This is a genomic window from Streptomyces mutomycini (assembly GCF_001700505.1).
GTDB lineage: Bacteria > Actinomycetota > Actinomycetes > Streptomycetales > Streptomycetaceae > Streptomyces > Streptomyces mutomycini.
The window spans coordinates 28,605-42,909 of the sequence record NZ_MAPV01000094.1 but is presented as its reverse complement, the minus strand read 5'-3'; the positions used below and the strand labels follow the sequence as shown (position 1 = coordinate 42,909).

Genomic DNA, 14,305 nt, shown 5'->3' with positions numbered 1-14,305 from the left:
GCCGCGCAGAGGGGCGGGTTCAGGAGCCGGTGGCCCAGGTGTACCGGTGTTCCGGGCGGCCCGTCTCGCCGTATCTGAGCGACAGCCGCACCCTGCCCGTGCGCTCCAGCAGCTTCAGATAGCGCTGGGCCGTCTGACGGCTCATGCCGGCGCTCTCCGCGACCTCCTGCGCGGAGAGTGGTCCGTCGGCCGCGCGCAGGGCCTGGCGGACCAGTTCCGCGGTCGTCGTCGAGTGCCCCTTGGGGAGGTCTGATCCGTCGGTGGCCCACAAGGCCCCGAACAGCCGGTCGACCTCCGTCTGCTCGGCCTCGCCGCCCCCCTCGAAGCTGCGGCGCAGTGCCGCGTACGCCTCCAGCTTGGTGCGAAGTCCGGCGTACGCGAAGGGCTTCACCAGGTACTGGAGGGCTCCGTGGCGCATCGCCGCCCGAACGGTCGCCACGTCGCGCGCTGCCGTCACCATGATCACGTCGGTGTGGTGACCGAGTTCGCGCACCTCCCGGACCACGGCCAGGCCGTTGCGGTCCGGCAGGTAGTGATCGAGCAGGATCAGGTCGATGGGCATCTCGCCGATCCTGGCGAGGGCCTCGGTCGCCGAGTGGGCGGTGGCGGCCACCCGGAACCCGGGGACCTTGGAGACGTAGGCCGCGTTGATCCGGGCGACCCGTACGTCGTCGTCCACCACCAGAACCTCGATCACGGCAAGTCTCCTGACGTCGCGGGCCGCGAGGGGGCGCCCAGCCGGTCCGGTTCGCCCAGAGCCTCCGGAAGGACGACGGTGAACACCGCCCCGCCCCCGGGGGAGCCCGATACGGACACGCTGCCGCCCTGCCGCTCGGCGAGCCGCCGTACCAGGGGCAGTCCCAGGCCGCGTTTGCCGTGGGCCGGGAGTTCCTTGGTCGACCAGCCCTCCGTGAAGATGGATTCGTGGTCACCGGGCGGTACTCCGGGTCCGCTGTCACGCACCCGCAGTACCACCGTACGGTCCTCGGCCCGCAGCTCCACCTCGATCCTCGCCGCGTCCGATCCCGAGGCCGCGTCCAGCGCGTTGTCGACCAGATTGCCGAGGACCGTCACGAGACCGCGCGGGTCGACCAGCCGGTCCGGAAGCAGTGTCCCGGGCGCCATCCGCAGAGCGACTCCGCGCTCAGCGGCCACGGTCGCCTTGCCGACCAGGAGTGAGGCCAGCAGGGGATCGTGGACCTTCTCGGTGACCTGCTCCGCCGTTGCCCGGTGGACGCCGACGACCTCGGTGACGAACTCCACCGCCTCGTCGTGCATCTCCAGTTCCAGCAGTCCCAGCAGGGTGTGGAGCCGGTTGGCGTGCTCGTGGTCCTGGGCGCGGAGCGCGTCGATCAGGCCGTGGGTGGAGTCGAGCTCGCGGCCGAGGTGCTCCAGCTCCGTACGGTCGCGCAGCGTGGCAACGGCCCCGCCGTCGTCGGTCGGCATCCGGTTGGCGAGCAGCACGCGGTTCCCCCTGACCGTCACCAGGTCGTCGCCGGCCACCCGCCCGGCCAGCACGTCGGTGGTCCGGCCCTCGCCCAGCGCCTCGTCCAACTGCCTGCCCGCGGCGCCGGGGCCGAGACCGAGCAGTCGCTGGGCCTCGTCGTTCAGGAGCCTGATGCGTCCGGTGCGGTCGATCGCGACGACCCCCTCGCGGATGCTGTGCAGCATGGCCTCGCGCTCGGTCAGCAGCGCGGAGATGTCGGAGAAGGCCAGGTCATGGGTCTGTCGCTGGAGACGCCGGGAGATCAGATAGGCGGCCAGAGCTCCCACGGCCAGCGCGCCGCCCGCGTAGGCGAGCAGCCCCGGGATCGCTGCGAGCAGCCGGGCGCGGACGCTGTCGTACGCGATGCCGACCGAGACGGCGCCGACGACCCGTTCCGATTCGTCGAGGAGCGGTACCTTGCCGCGGGCCGAACGTCCGAGCGTGCCGCTGTCGATCTCCATCACGGACCGGCCGGCGAGCGCCGTACTGGGATCGGTGGAGACGACGTCGCCGATGCGGGAGGAGTCCGTGTGCGACCAGCGCACCCCGTGCCTGTCCATGATCACGACGTATTCGGCGCCGGTCGACAGCCTGATCCGCTCCGCCGCGGCCTGGACGGCACCGTCCGGGCGCGGCTCGGTGCTGAGCAGCGAGGCGGCGATCTGGGGCTGCGCCGCCGTGCTCTGCGCGATCGCCAGGGCGCGGCGCATCGCCTGGTCGTCGAGCTGGGCGCTGAGCGGTGCCAGGAAGAGGCCCGTGACGAGGACCGTGACGCCGGTGATGATGGCCAGCTGCATCAGCAAGACCTGAGAGAAGACCCGCTTCGGCCAGCCGAACCGGCGCGGTCCCCGTGGGGTGGTCGGTGGGGCGCTCATCGTACGAACGGTAAGGGGCAAACCGTGCTTACTGAAATCCCCGCCGGGGGACGCCGGGGAAAGCCGGGGGCGACGGCCTTCCCCCGCCGACGCCCGGGCCGTCCGGCGGCCGGAGTCCGGAGCAGGAACCGGAGTCGGAGCAGGAACCGGAGTCGGAGCCGGAACCGGAGTCGGAGCCGGAGCCCGGCCCGGCGGCCGGAGTCCGGCCCGTCGTCCGTCGACGTCCCGGTCGGGCAGGGCTCTTGCCTCCTCGCCCTCCGTCTGTGAGCGTTCTATGAGTATCCGTTCCAACGCAATATTCTTGCGGATTTTGCGCTAATCTTGCGCTCATGACGCGACGACTTGCTCAGGTTGCCCAGAAGGTAGGAGTCAGCGAGGCCACGGTCAGCCGCGTGCTGAACGGCAAGCCGGGCGTCTCCGACGCCACCCGGCAGTCCGTCCTGTCCGCACTGGACGTGCTCGGCTACGAGCGTCCGACGCAACTGCGCGGTGAGCGTGCCCGCCTGGTCGGACTGGTCCTGCCCGAGCTGCAGAACCCGATCTTCCCCGCCTTCGCCGAAGTGGTCGGCGGTGCGCTCGCCCAGCAGGGACTGACGCCGGTGCTCTGCACGCAGACCAAGGGCGGGGTCTCCGAGGCCGACTACGTCGAGCTCCTCCTGCAGCAGCAGGTGTCCGGGGTGGTGTTCGCCGGTGGTCTGTACGCGCAGGCCGACGCCCCCCACGATCACTACAAGGTGCTCGCCGACCGCAAGATCCCGGTCGTCCTGATCAACGCCGCCATCGCCCACCTCGGATTCCCCGCGGTCTCCTGCGACGACTCCGTGGCCGTCGAGCAGGCGTGGCGCCATCTGGTCTCGCTCGGTCACGAGCGGATCGGGCTCGTCCTCGGCCCGGCCGACCACATGCCCTCGCAGCGCAAGCTGGCCGCCGCCCGCACGCTGGCCGCCCGGTCGGGGGCGACCGTGCCGGACGAGCGGGTGGCCCGTGCGATGTTCTCGCTCGAGGGCGGCCAGGCCGCAGCCATGCGGCTTCTCGACCAGGGGATCACCGGCATCATCTGCGCCAGTGACCCGCTGGCCCTGGGCGCGGTGCGCGCTGCGCGCCGCCGAGGGCTGTCGGTGCCGGGGGACGTCTCCGTGGTCGGCTACGACGACTCGGCGTTCATGAACTGCACCGAGCCGCCGCTGACCACGGTGCGCCAGCCGATCGAAGCGATGGGCCGGGCCGCGGTCGAACTGCTCTCTGTGCAGATCGGGGGGCGCACGGTGCCCTCGGACGAGCTCCTCTTCGAGCCGGAGCTGGTCGTCCGGGGCTCCACGGCCCGACCGCCCCGGTAGGGACCGTGAGATTTTCGGTCGGCTGTAGTTAATTTGCGGACTGCCGGGGCGCTCCGGTGGCTCCACTCTCCGAAGCAGCCGCCTCCGCCGTCGGCAGCGGCAGCGGCTGCGGCGGGCGCGGACCGCCGTACTGACCGCTGGGCCGCATGCGCAGCGGTCTCTCCGCGTACTCCTCCATCGCGTGGGCGATCCAGCCCGCCGCACGGGACACCGCGAACACCGTCTCGCCCGTCTCGGCCGGCATGCCGCAGGCGACCGAGAAGGCGGCCAGGGCCAGGTCGACGTTGGCGTGCAGGGGCGTGTGCCGAGCGGTGGTCGCGACCACGTCACGGGCCGCCGCCATCACCGGTACGGCGTGCGGCAGCTCGTCCAGCAGTGCGAACAGGGCACCCGCCCGCGGGTCCTCGGCGGTGTAGAGGCGATGACCGAGCCCCGGTACCCGCCGGCCGGCGCGCAGATGATCCGCGACGACCGGAGCCGCGCCACCCCGGTCCACGACTTCCAGGAGCATGCGGTGGGCCAGTCCGCTCGCGGCGCCGTGCAGCGGACCCTCCAGCACGCCGAGCCCCGCGGAGACCACGGCGTAGGGGTGGGCATGGGCCGACGCGGCGACGCGTGCCGCCAGGGTCGAGGCCGCGAGATCGTGGTCGGCCAGTAGCGAGAGCGCGGTGTCGAGCACGGCCAGCGAAGCCGCGTCGGCGGGCCGTGCGGTGAGCTTCGGCCAGAGCCGCGCGGCGAGCGAGCCGCCCTCGCCGCCCTCCTCTCCGGCCGGCGGCAGCGCGTCCACGAGGGTCGGGACGAGAGTGCGTGCGCTGTTGAGCACCCCCTGGGGGGAGAGGTCGAAACGCAGGGGGTCGGCGGACGCGGCGGCGGCGACAGCGGCCCGGAGCCGGTCAGTCGAGCTGCTGTGCCGCGGCAGTGAGGCGGCGGTCCGCCGCGCCGCCGCGAGCGACTCGGGCGCGGCGGTGAAGCGGGTTCCGGGACGGAGCTCACCGGTCCAGATCCACTCGGCGACCTCCTCGTAGCCGTAGTGGCGGGCCAGCTCGGTCGCGTCGACGCCGCGGAAGTAGTAGCGGTCCGGCTCGATGAGCGTGATCCCGGTACGGAAGACGAGGTCACCCGCGACGGGCGGCGAAGGCTCCCTGCGTCCTGCCCGGCGGGCCAGGGCGTCGACCTCGGAGGCGTCGAACGTACTGCCGCGTCCGCCGGCGGTGCGCCTGCTGGCGAGCTGCCCCCGGCTCACGTACGCGTACACGGTCTCGGGCTTCACGCCGAGCCGCTCGGCGGCCTCCCGGGTGGTGAGCCTCCGTTCCGCCGCCGCCCCCTCGGCTCCCGCGTCCTGTGTGCCGGTCCCGTGAGCCGAGTCATGCGTCATGGCGTCCACCGTATCCATTTCCGTCGATGCCGGATCACCGCCAACAGGACTTGACATTGATTCAATCAACATTGACAGGTATTGAGTCAATCATAGACAGTCGAATCAATGTACAACTCATCGGTGGAGGAGAGACCTGCCATGCCCGCCACGCATACGGAATCCGCATCGCCCGCCGCCCCCCGGGGCCTCGCCGGCGTGATCGTCACCGACACCGCGCTCGGAGACGTGCGCGGACGCGAGGGCTTCTACCACTACCGGCAGTACTCGGCGATCGAACTGGCGCAGAGCCGCAGCTTCGAGGACGTCTGGTACCTGATGTTCCACGGCGAGCTGCCCGGCCGGGCGGAGAGCACCGCCTTCGCCACCCGCACCGCCGGCCTGCGCCGGCTGCCCTCCGAGGTGCGGGAGGCGCTGCCCGCCATCGCCCGCGCAGGTGTGGTCTCGGGCCCGCTCGCGGGACTGCGGACCGCGCTCTCGCTGCTCGGGGCCTCTGCCGGGTTCCGCCCGGTGTACGACATCGGCGCCGACCGCCGCAGCGAGGACGCGCTCGCCGTGTGTGCCGCCGTTCCCACCGTGCTGACCTCGCTGTACCGCCTGGGACAGGGGCTGGAGCCGGTCGAGCCGCGTGACGACCTGCCGTTCGCCGCGAACTACCTCCACATGCTCACCGGTGAGGAGCCGGACGCCGCGCGGACGGCGGCCGTCGAGCGGTACCTCGTCTCCACCGTCGACCACGGCTTCAACGCCTCCACGTTCACGGCTCGAGTGATCGCCTCCACCGGTGCCGACGTGGCCGCCTGCCTCGTCGGAGCCGTCGGCGCGCTCTCCGGCCCGCTGCACGGCGGTGCGCCGAGCCGGGCGCTGGACACCCTGGACGCCATCGGCACCGCGGACCGGATCGACGGCTGGATCCGTGAACGCGTCCTCGCGGGGGAGCGGATCATGGGATTCGGGCACCCCGTCTACCGCACCGAGGACCCCCGCTCACGCATGCTCCGCTCGGTCGCCCAGAGCTTCGGCGGGCCACTCGTGGACTTCGCCGTCGAGGTGGAACACCGGGTGGAGGCGATCCTCGCCGAGCTCAAGCCGGGACGAGAGCTGCACACCAACGTGGAGTTCTACGCCGGTGTCGTCATGGAGCTCTGCGGGCTGCCGCGCGAGATGTTCACACCCACCTTCTGTGCCGCGCGCATGGTCGGCTGGAGCGCCAATATCCTTGAGCAGGCGGAGGACTCGAAGATCATCCGCCCGGCGGCCCGCTATGTCGGGGCCCCGCCTCCGCATCCCGTACCGGCACTCTGACCCACCCCAGGAAGGCCCCTGTTGACCCCGCCCCGCGCCCCGCAGATCCCGGTCGTCGTCCTTGCGGGGTTCCTCGGATCCGGCAAGACGACACTGCTCAACCACTTGCTCCGCAACAGGGCGGGCAACCGGATCGGCGTCATCGTCAATGACTTCGGGTCCATCGAGATCGACGCCGTGACCGTCGCGGGACAGGTCGGTTCCACGGTCTCGCTGGGCAACGGCTGCCTGTGCTGTGCCGTCGACGCGAGCGAGCTCGACACCTATCTGGAGACGCTGACCGGGCCGGCCGCCCGGCTCGACGTGATCGTCATCGAGGCGAGCGGCCTCGCCGAGCCCCAGGAGCTCGTACGGATGCTGCTGGCCAGCGACAATCCGCACATCCGGTACGGGGGACTGGTCGAGGTCGTCGACGCCGCCGAGTTCACCGCCACGCGGGAGCGCCACCCCGAGATCGACCGCCATCTCGCGGTCGCCGACCTGATCGTCCTGAACAAGACCGACCGGGTCACGGACGCGCGACTGCGTGCCGTGAGGGAATCGGTCGGCACGTCGGGCGGAAGGGCTGCGGTCATCTGCTCCGCCTACGGGCGGATCGACCCGGAGCTGCTCTTCGACCCCGTGCTCCGGCCGGACGAGGACGACTCCTTCCGGCAGCTGACGTTCGAGGACCTGCTGCCCGAGGACGACCGTACGCACGAGGAACATCTGCACGCGGCGTACGAGAGCGTCGCCTTCACCTCCGACGTGCCGCTCTGCCCACGCCGCTTCATGGCCTTCCTCGACTCCAGGCCCGCGGGCCTCTACCGGATCAAGGGATTCGCCGACTTCGGTGCGGGTGACCCCGGAAACCGGTACGCGCTGCACGCCGTGGGCGGGTTCCTGCGCTTCGTACCGCGGCGCTGGGCCCGCGACGAACCCCGGCTGACCCAGCTGGTGCTGATCGGCTCCGGAATCGACGCCGACGCGCTGCGCAAGGAACTCGAGGGCTGCCAGGAACCGTGGCAGCCCTCCGCGGCGGACCAGGACGCCGCCGAGCAGCTGGAGCGCGGCATGTGGGGTGTCCTGCGCTACGTGCGGCAGCCGGACGACGACGTGGCACCGGCCGCCGCGCCGGACGACGACGAGACCTGAGGCACCAGGGGCCTCCCGTACGGATCAGGCAGGATCCGTACGGGAGGCCCGACCGCCCCCGGCCGGTGTCCTACAGCGGCCCGGCGATCACCGCGACCGGACTCGTCATCGGCGTACCCGATCCGTCACGGCGCGGGTCGGGGGCGGGCAGATCCGCCGGTGTGCCGTTCTTCTGTGCGGCCCGGGCCGGGGTTTCGCCCGCCCAGGCGAAGACCAGGACGTCCTCACCCTTGAGGAAGCGCTGACAGCGCACCCCGCCGGTCGCCCTGCCCTTGCGTGGGTACTGGTCGAACGGGGTCAGCTTCCAGGTGCGCTCGGAGTCGTCCAGCGTGCCGTGCGACCCGGCGACCGTGAACACCGCGGCGTCCGCCGAAGGAGCCACCGCGGCGAACGAGAGGACGGTGGCGCCCGCCGTGAGCTTGACGCCCGCCATGCCGCCCGCGGCGCGTCCCTGCGGACGCACCGACGCGGCCGGGAAGCGCAGCAACTGCGCGTCGGACGTGATGAAGACCAGGTCCTCCTCGCCCGTACGCAGCTGGGTGGCGCCCACGATCCGGTCACCGTCCTTCAGCGAGATGACCTCCAACTCGTCCTTGTTGGCCGGGTAGTCGGGCACCACGCGCTTCACCACCCCCTGCGCGGTGCCGATGGCGAGGCCGGGCGACTCCTCGTCCAGGGTGGTGAGGCAGATCAGCCCCTCGTCCGGCTGCAGGCTCAGGAACTCCGAGATCTGGGCCCCGCCCGACAGGTTCGGAGCCGCATGGGTGTCCGGCAGCTGCGGCAGGTCGATCACCGAGAGCCGGAGCAGCCGTCCGGCGGACGTCACCGCGCCCACGTCCCCGCGTGCCGTGGCGGCGACCGCCGAGACGATCACGTCGTGCTTACCGCGCCTGGCGTCCTCGGCCTGTTCGAGCGGCTCGGCGCCGGCCGTCCGGGCCAGGAGGCCGGTCGAGGAGAGGAGCACCTGGCAGGGGTCGTCGGCGACCTCCAGCGGCACGGAAGCGATCTGCGAACCCGCCGACTCCAGCAGCACCGTGCGCCGCTCGGTGCCGAACTTCTTCGCCACCGCGGCCAGTTCGGACGACACCAGCTTGCGCAGCTCCGCGTCCGACTCCAGGATCGCGGTCAGCTCGGCGATCTCCTCCTTGAGCCTGTCGCGCTCGGTCTCCAGCTCGATCCGGTCGAAGCGCGTGAGCCTGCGCAGCGGGGTGTCCAGGATGTACTGGGTCTGGATCTCGCTCAGCGAGAAGCGCTCCATCAGGCGCTCCTTCGCCTGCGCCGAGTTGTCGCTGTCCCGGATGACCCGGATGACCTCGTCGATGTCGAGCAGCGCCACGAGCAGGCCCTCGACCAGGTGCAGCCTGTTGCGGCGCTTGGTCCTGCGGAACTCGCTGCGCCGGCGCACCACGTCGAAGCGGTGGTCGAGATAGACCTCCAGGAGCTCCTTGAGCCCCAGGGTGAGCGGCTGCCCGTCGACCAGCGCCACGTTGTTGATGCCGAAGGACTCCTCCATCGGCGTCAGCTTGTAGAGCTGCTCCAGCACGGCCTCCGGCACGAAGCCGTTCTTGACCTCGATGACCAGACGCAGACCGTGCGCCCGGTCGGTGAGGTCCTTGACGTCCGCGATGCCCTGGAGCTTCTTGGAGCCGACGAGGTCCTTGATCTTGGCGATCACCTTCTCCGGCCCGACGGCGAAGGGCAGTTCGGTGACGACGAGACCCTTCCGGCGGGCCGTCACGTTCTCTATGGCGACCGTGGCGCGGATCTTGAACGTGCCGCGCCCGGCCGCGTAGGCGTCCTTGATGCCGCCGAGGCCGACGATCCGGCCGCCGGTGGGCAGGTCGGGGCCCGGGACGAAACGCATCAGTGTCTCGAGGTCGGCGCCCGGGTGCCGGATGAGGTGGCGGGCGGCGGCGATGACCTCGCCGAGGTTGTGCGGGGGCATGTTGGTCGCCATGCCGACCGCGATCCCGGAAGCGCCGTTGACCAGGAGGTTCGGGTACGCGGCCGGCAGGACGACCGGTTCCTGCTCCTGGCCGTCGTAGTTCGACTGGTAGTCGACGGTGTCCTCGTCGATCGACTCCGTCATGAGTGACGTGGCGTCGGCCATACGGCACTCGGTGTACCGCATGGCGGCCGGCGGGTCGTCGTTGCCCAGCGAGCCGAAGTTGCCGTGCCCGTCGACGAGAGGCAGGCGCATCGAGAACGGCTGTGCCATGCGTACCAGCGCGTCATAGATCGACGCGTCACCGTGCGGGTGCAGTTTGCCCATCACCTCGCCGACGACCCGGGCACACTTCACATAGCCGCGGTCGGGGCGCAGACCCATCTCGTTCATCTGGGACACGATGCGGCGGTGCACGGGCTTCATGCCGTCACGCGCGTCGGGCAGAGCCCTGGAGTAGATCACCGAGTACGCGTACTCGAGGAAGGAGCCCTGCATTTCGTCGACGACGTCGATGTCGAGGATCTTCTCCTCGAAGTCGTCCGGCGGCGGGGTTTTCGTGCTGCGGCGGGCCATCGCGGCTGCGACTCCTTCACAAGATTCTGTCGGGCAACCTCAGGTTCTGACGCCGACCATTGTGGACCGCCGCACCGACAGCGCCGACCTCGACCCGTCCGAAGCGGCCCCCAGGGCCTTCGCGGAACCCCTGTTTACGGCAGCATCTACGACAACATTCACCCGGCGGGAACTTCGCCAGGTGCCCGTGCGCTTGCCTAGAGTGGCAGGTCCGGCAGGAAATCCTGTACCGATCGAAGGGACGTACATGCCCATGGGTCACACGGCCACAGCCCAGGCCGGTTCCGGCGGCTTGACGGCGACCGAGCACCGTCTGGCCAACGGCCTGCGCGTGGTGCTCTCCGAGGACCACCTGACCCCCGTCGCCGCGGTCTGCCTCTGGTACGACGTCGGCTCCCGCCACGAGGTCAAGGGACGCACGGGCCTTGCACACCTCTTCGAGCACCTGATGTTCCAGGGCTCGGGCCAGGTCAAGGGGAACGGACACTTCGAGCTGGTGCAGGGGGCGGGTGGTTCCCTGAACGGCACGACCAGCTTCGAACGCACCAACTACTTCGAGACGATGCCCACGCACCAGCTGGAGCTGGCCCTGTGGCTCGAGGCCGACCGGATGGGCTCTCTGCTCGCCGCGCTCGACGAGGAGTCCATGGAGAACCAGCGGGACGTGGTGAAGAACGAGCGCCGCCAGCGCTACGACAACGTCCCGTACGGCACCGCGTTCGAGAAGCTCACCGCCCTCGCCTACCCGGAGGGCCACCCGTACCACCACACGCCGATCGGCTCCATGGCCGACCTGGACGCGGCGACGCTGGAGGACGCGCAGGCGTTCTTCCGCACGTACTACGCGCCGAACAACGCGGTGCTCTCCGTGGTCGGGGACATCGACCCGGAGCAGACGCTCGCCTGGATCGAGAAGTACTTCGGTTCCATCCCCTCCCACGACGGCAAGCAGCCCCCGCGCGACGGCACACTGCCCGGGACCATCGGCGAGCAGCTGCGCGAAGTGGTGCAGGAGGAGGTCCCCGCGCGTGCGCTGATGGCCGCCTACCGGCTGCCGCACGACGGGACGCGCGAGTGCGACGCCGCGGACCTGGCACTGACCGTGCTCGGCGGCGGTGAGTCGTCCCGCCTGCACAACCGCCTGGTCCGCCGTGACCGTACGGCGGTGGCCGCGGGATTCGGGCTGCTCAGGCTGGCCGGCGCGCCCTCGCTGGGCTGGCTGGACGTCAAGACGTCCGGTGGCGTCGAGGTGCCGCAGATCGAGGCCGCCGTCGACGAGGAGCTCGCCCGGTTCGCCGAGGAAGGCCCCACGCCGGAGGAAATGGAACGCGCCCAGGCACAGTTGGAGCGCGAGTGGCTGGACCGACTCGGCACGGTCGCGGGCCGCGCGGACGAACTGTGCCGGTACGCCGTCCTGTTCGGCGACCCGCAGCTCGCCCTGACCGCGGTGGGCCGCGTGCTCGACGTGACGGCCGACGAGGTCAAGGCCGCCGCTCAGGCGCATCTGCGCCCCGACAACCGTGCGGTCCTGGTCTACGAGCCGGTCGAACCGGTCGACGAGACCGACGAGACCGACGGCACCGACGCGCACGAGGGGGCCGACAAGTGACCGACGCCGCCGTGACTGGAGTAGCGATGGAGTACCACCCGCAGCCGACCGCCGGTGAGGCCAGGCCCTGGGCCTTCCCCGCGCCCGAGCGCGGCGCCCTGCCCAACGGGCTGACCGTGCTGCGCTGCCACCGCCCCGGCCAGCAGGTCGTTGCCGTGGAGATCTTCCTCGACGCCCCGCTGGACGCCGAGCCCGAGGGCCTGGACGGCGTGGCCACGATCATGGCGCGCGCGCTGTCCGAGGGCACGGACAAGCACTCCGCGGAGGAGTTCGCCGCCGAGCTGGAGCGGTGCGGTGCCACGCTCGACGCGCACGCGGACCACCCGGGGCTGCGCGTCTCCCTGGAGGTCCCGGTCTCCCGGCTGGCCAAGGCCCTCGGCCTGGTCGCCGAGGCCCTGCGGGCCCCGGCCTTCGCGGAGAGCGAGGTCGAGCGCCTGGTGGGCAACCGGCTCGACGAGATCCCGCACGAGCAGGCCAACCCGGCCCGGCGGGCCGCCAAGCAGCTCTCCAAGGAGCTCTTCCCCGCCACGGCGAGGATGTCGCGTCCGCGCCTGGGCACCGAGGAGACGGTCCGCCGGATCGACGCCGCCGCCGTGCGCGCCTTCTACGACGCCCATGTCCGTCCGTCCACCGCGACGGCGGTCGTCGTGGGGGACCTCACCGAGGTGGACCTGGACGCACTGCTCGCCGACACCGTAGGGGACTGGTCCGGCAATGCCGGCCAGTCCCGGCCCGTGCCTCCGATCACCGCGGACGACTCCGGCCGCGTCGTCATCGTGGACCGTCCCGGAGCTGTGCAGACGCAGCTGCTGATCGGCCGGATCGGAGCGGACCGGCACGACAGCGTGTGGCCCGCCCAGGTCCTCGGCACCTACTGCCTGGGAGGCACCCTCACCTCCCGGCTGGACCGCGTGCTGCGCGAGGAGAAGGGCTACACCTACGGCGTCCGGGCCTTCGGCCAGGTGCTCCGCTCGACGGCCCCCGGATCGGCTTCAGGGGCTGCGGGCGCCGCGATGCTCGCCATCAGCGGATCCGTCGACACGGAGTCCACCGGCCCCGCACTCGACGACCTCTGGAAGGTGCTGCGCACTCTGGCTGCCGAAGGGCTCACCGACGCGGAGCGCGAGACCGCCGTGCAGAACCTCGTGGGCGTCGCCCCGCTGAAGTACGAGACGGCGGCCTCCGTCGCCGCCACCCTCGCCGACCAGGTGGAGCAGCACCTCCCGGACGACTTCCAGGCGCAGATGTACGCGCGTCTGGCCGGGACCGGTACCGTCGAGGCGACCGCCGCCGTGGTCAACGCCTTCCCGGTCGACCGGCTCGTCACCGTCCTGGTCGGCGACGCCGCGCAGATCGCGGAGCCCGTGAGGGCGCTCGGCATCGGCGAGGTGTCGGTCGTCAGCGGCTGACGGAACAGGACATGACGGACCCCGGCGAGCGCTTTCTCGCCGGGGTTCGGTCATTTGTCCGTTTCGCAAAGAAAGTTCGGTTCATCCTGTGGGATGTGCGACAAAAGGCCCTTTCCGTTTGGTGGGCGAAAGAGGCCCGCTCTAGCGTCGGCTCGTCTGTCCGCCGGACGAAAGCCGCGACCGCGGCGCCGGACAGTCATCGCCGAGTCCCCGTCAGGCGCGAGCCTGGGGAGCCGGGGACCCACGAAGTCCCTGGGGTGAATCGGATCCCTGCGTCTCGCACGAGGCGGAGGGGGCCGTAGGAGACCTTCCTGCTCCGAACCCGTCAGCTAACCCGGTAGGCGAGAAGGAAGGAAAGGAACAAGCCCCTCCATGGCGTTCATCCGTGCCACCGGGAAGCACCGTGCCCCGAGCCGCCTGACGCGCAAGAGCGCCAAGGTCGCCGGCATCGCGGCCCTGGCCACCACCGGTGTCATCGGTGCCACGGCCTCCCCCGCCGTCGCCGCGGACTCCGAGCCCGCCACCGCCGCCACCGGTCTGACCCAGACCGTCGCCCTCGACAACACCCTCGCCGCCCAGATCGAGGCTCAGGCGAAGGCCCAGCAGCGCCAGGCCGACGCGGCCGCGAAGGCCGCGGCCGAAGCGAAGGCCAGGGCGGAGGCCGAGGCCAGGGCGGAGGCCGAGGCCAAGCGCAAGGCGGAGGCCCGGGCCGAGGAGGTCCGCGAGGAGAAGGCGCGTGCCGCACGCGCCGCCGAGCGGGCCCGGCTCAACTCCTTCCACCTCCCCGTCGACGGCTCGCACGTGACCACCGGCTATCAGTCCGGTGGGGCGCTCTGGTCCTCCGGCAGCCACTCCGGCGTGGACTTCCAGGCGGCGTCCGGCACATCCGTCGTCGCTGTCGGCGCCGGTACGGTCGTCGAGGCGGGCTGGGGCGGCGCGTACGGCAACAACATCGTGCTCAGGATGAAGGACGGCACGTACACCCAGTACGGCCACCTCTCCTCGATCGGCGTCTCCGTCGGCCAGAGCGTCGGCTCGGGCGAGCAGATAGGCGTCTCCGGCTCGACCGGCAACTCCACCGGTCCGCACCTGCACTTCGAGGCCCGGACCACCCCCGAGTACGGCTCGGACATGGACCCCGTCGCCTACCTCCGCGCCCACGGCGTCCAGGTCTGACACCTTCCCGCACGGCACCGCTCCGACGAAGGCCCCGGCACCCGCCGGGGCCTTCGCCGTGTCCCGGGGAGGCACCCG

At 71.3% G+C, this 14,305-nt stretch carries 10 protein-coding genes and 1 riboswitch; of the genes, 6 read left to right on the top strand and 4 right to left on the bottom strand.

What is annotated here, in order from left to right; translation table 11 throughout:
• Positions 1–19: 19 nt before the first annotated feature.
• Both BFF76_RS14740 and BFF76_RS14735 read right to left on the bottom strand, forming a co-directional pair.
• Entirely contained in the window at positions 20–697 is a 678-nt protein-coding gene (locus BFF76_RS14740) for a response regulator (RefSeq protein ID WP_065848394.1), read from the bottom strand.
• On the bottom strand, positions 694–2,361 hold the full coding sequence (locus BFF76_RS14735) for an ATP-binding protein (protein ID WP_031089358.1): 1,668 nt from the start codon (positions 2,359–2,361) through the stop codon (positions 694–696). Before BFF76_RS14735 ends, BFF76_RS14740 begins: the two co-directional genes overlap by 4 nt.
• 329 nt (positions 2,362–2,690) lie before the next feature.
• On the opposite strand from BFF76_RS14735, the gene BFF76_RS14730 reads away from it, so the two are divergent.
• Positions 2,691–3,698: a LacI family DNA-binding transcriptional regulator gene (locus BFF76_RS14730; RefSeq protein WP_031089360.1), complete on the top strand. Its 1,008-nt coding sequence runs from the start codon at positions 2,691–2,693 to the stop codon at positions 3,696–3,698.
• A 28-nt stretch (positions 3,699–3,726) separates the two neighbouring features.
• Here the strand turns inward: BFF76_RS14730 and BFF76_RS14725 are convergent, their stop codons facing one another.
• Positions 3,727–5,073, bottom strand: a complete 1,347-nt coding sequence (locus tag BFF76_RS14725) for a citrate synthase (protein ID WP_053928841.1) — start codon at positions 5,071–5,073, stop codon at positions 3,727–3,729.
• A 141-nt stretch (positions 5,074–5,214) separates the two neighbouring features.
• Between BFF76_RS14725 and BFF76_RS14720 the strand changes: the two genes are divergently transcribed.
• Complete coding sequence (locus BFF76_RS14720) at positions 5,215–6,378, top strand: citrate synthase/methylcitrate synthase (RefSeq protein WP_053928814.1); 1,164 nt, start codon at positions 5,215–5,217, stop codon at positions 6,376–6,378.
• A gap of 21 nt (positions 6,379–6,399) precedes the next feature.
• Complete coding sequence (locus tag BFF76_RS14715) at positions 6,400–7,512, top strand: CobW family GTP-binding protein (RefSeq protein WP_065848393.1); 1,113 nt, start codon at positions 6,400–6,402, stop codon at positions 7,510–7,512.
• A 70-nt stretch (positions 7,513–7,582) separates the two neighbouring features.
• On the opposite strand, the gene BFF76_RS14710 is transcribed toward BFF76_RS14715, so the two are convergent.
• Positions 7,583–10,033: a DNA gyrase/topoisomerase IV subunit A gene (locus tag BFF76_RS14710; protein ID WP_053928812.1), complete on the bottom strand. Its 2,451-nt coding sequence runs from the start codon at positions 10,031–10,033 to the stop codon at positions 7,583–7,585.
• A gap of 247 nt (positions 10,034–10,280) precedes the next feature.
• Here BFF76_RS14710 and BFF76_RS14705 point away from each other — a divergent pair, with 247 nt between their 5' ends.
• The 3 genes from BFF76_RS14705 (at position 10,281) to BFF76_RS14695 (ending at position 14,227) form a co-directional block, all read left to right on the top strand.
• Complete coding sequence (locus tag BFF76_RS14705; protein ID WP_031089375.1) at positions 10,281–11,642, top strand: M16 family metallopeptidase; 1,362 nt, start codon at positions 10,281–10,283, stop codon at positions 11,640–11,642.
• A gap of 26 nt (positions 11,643–11,668) precedes the next feature.
• Positions 11,669–13,051 (top strand): M16 family metallopeptidase, encoded by a 1,383-nt coding sequence (locus BFF76_RS14700; protein ID WP_031089377.1) that lies wholly within the window; start codon positions 11,669–11,671, stop codon positions 13,049–13,051.
• Between the two features lie 190 nt (positions 13,052–13,241).
• Positions 13,242–13,409, top strand: a riboswitch (cyclic di-AMP (ydaO/yuaA leader).
• Between the two features lie 14 nt (positions 13,410–13,423).
• Entirely contained in the window at positions 13,424–14,227 is an 804-nt protein-coding gene (locus tag BFF76_RS14695) for a M23 family metallopeptidase (protein ID WP_031089379.1), read from the top strand.
• Positions 14,228–14,305 lie beyond the last annotated feature (78 nt).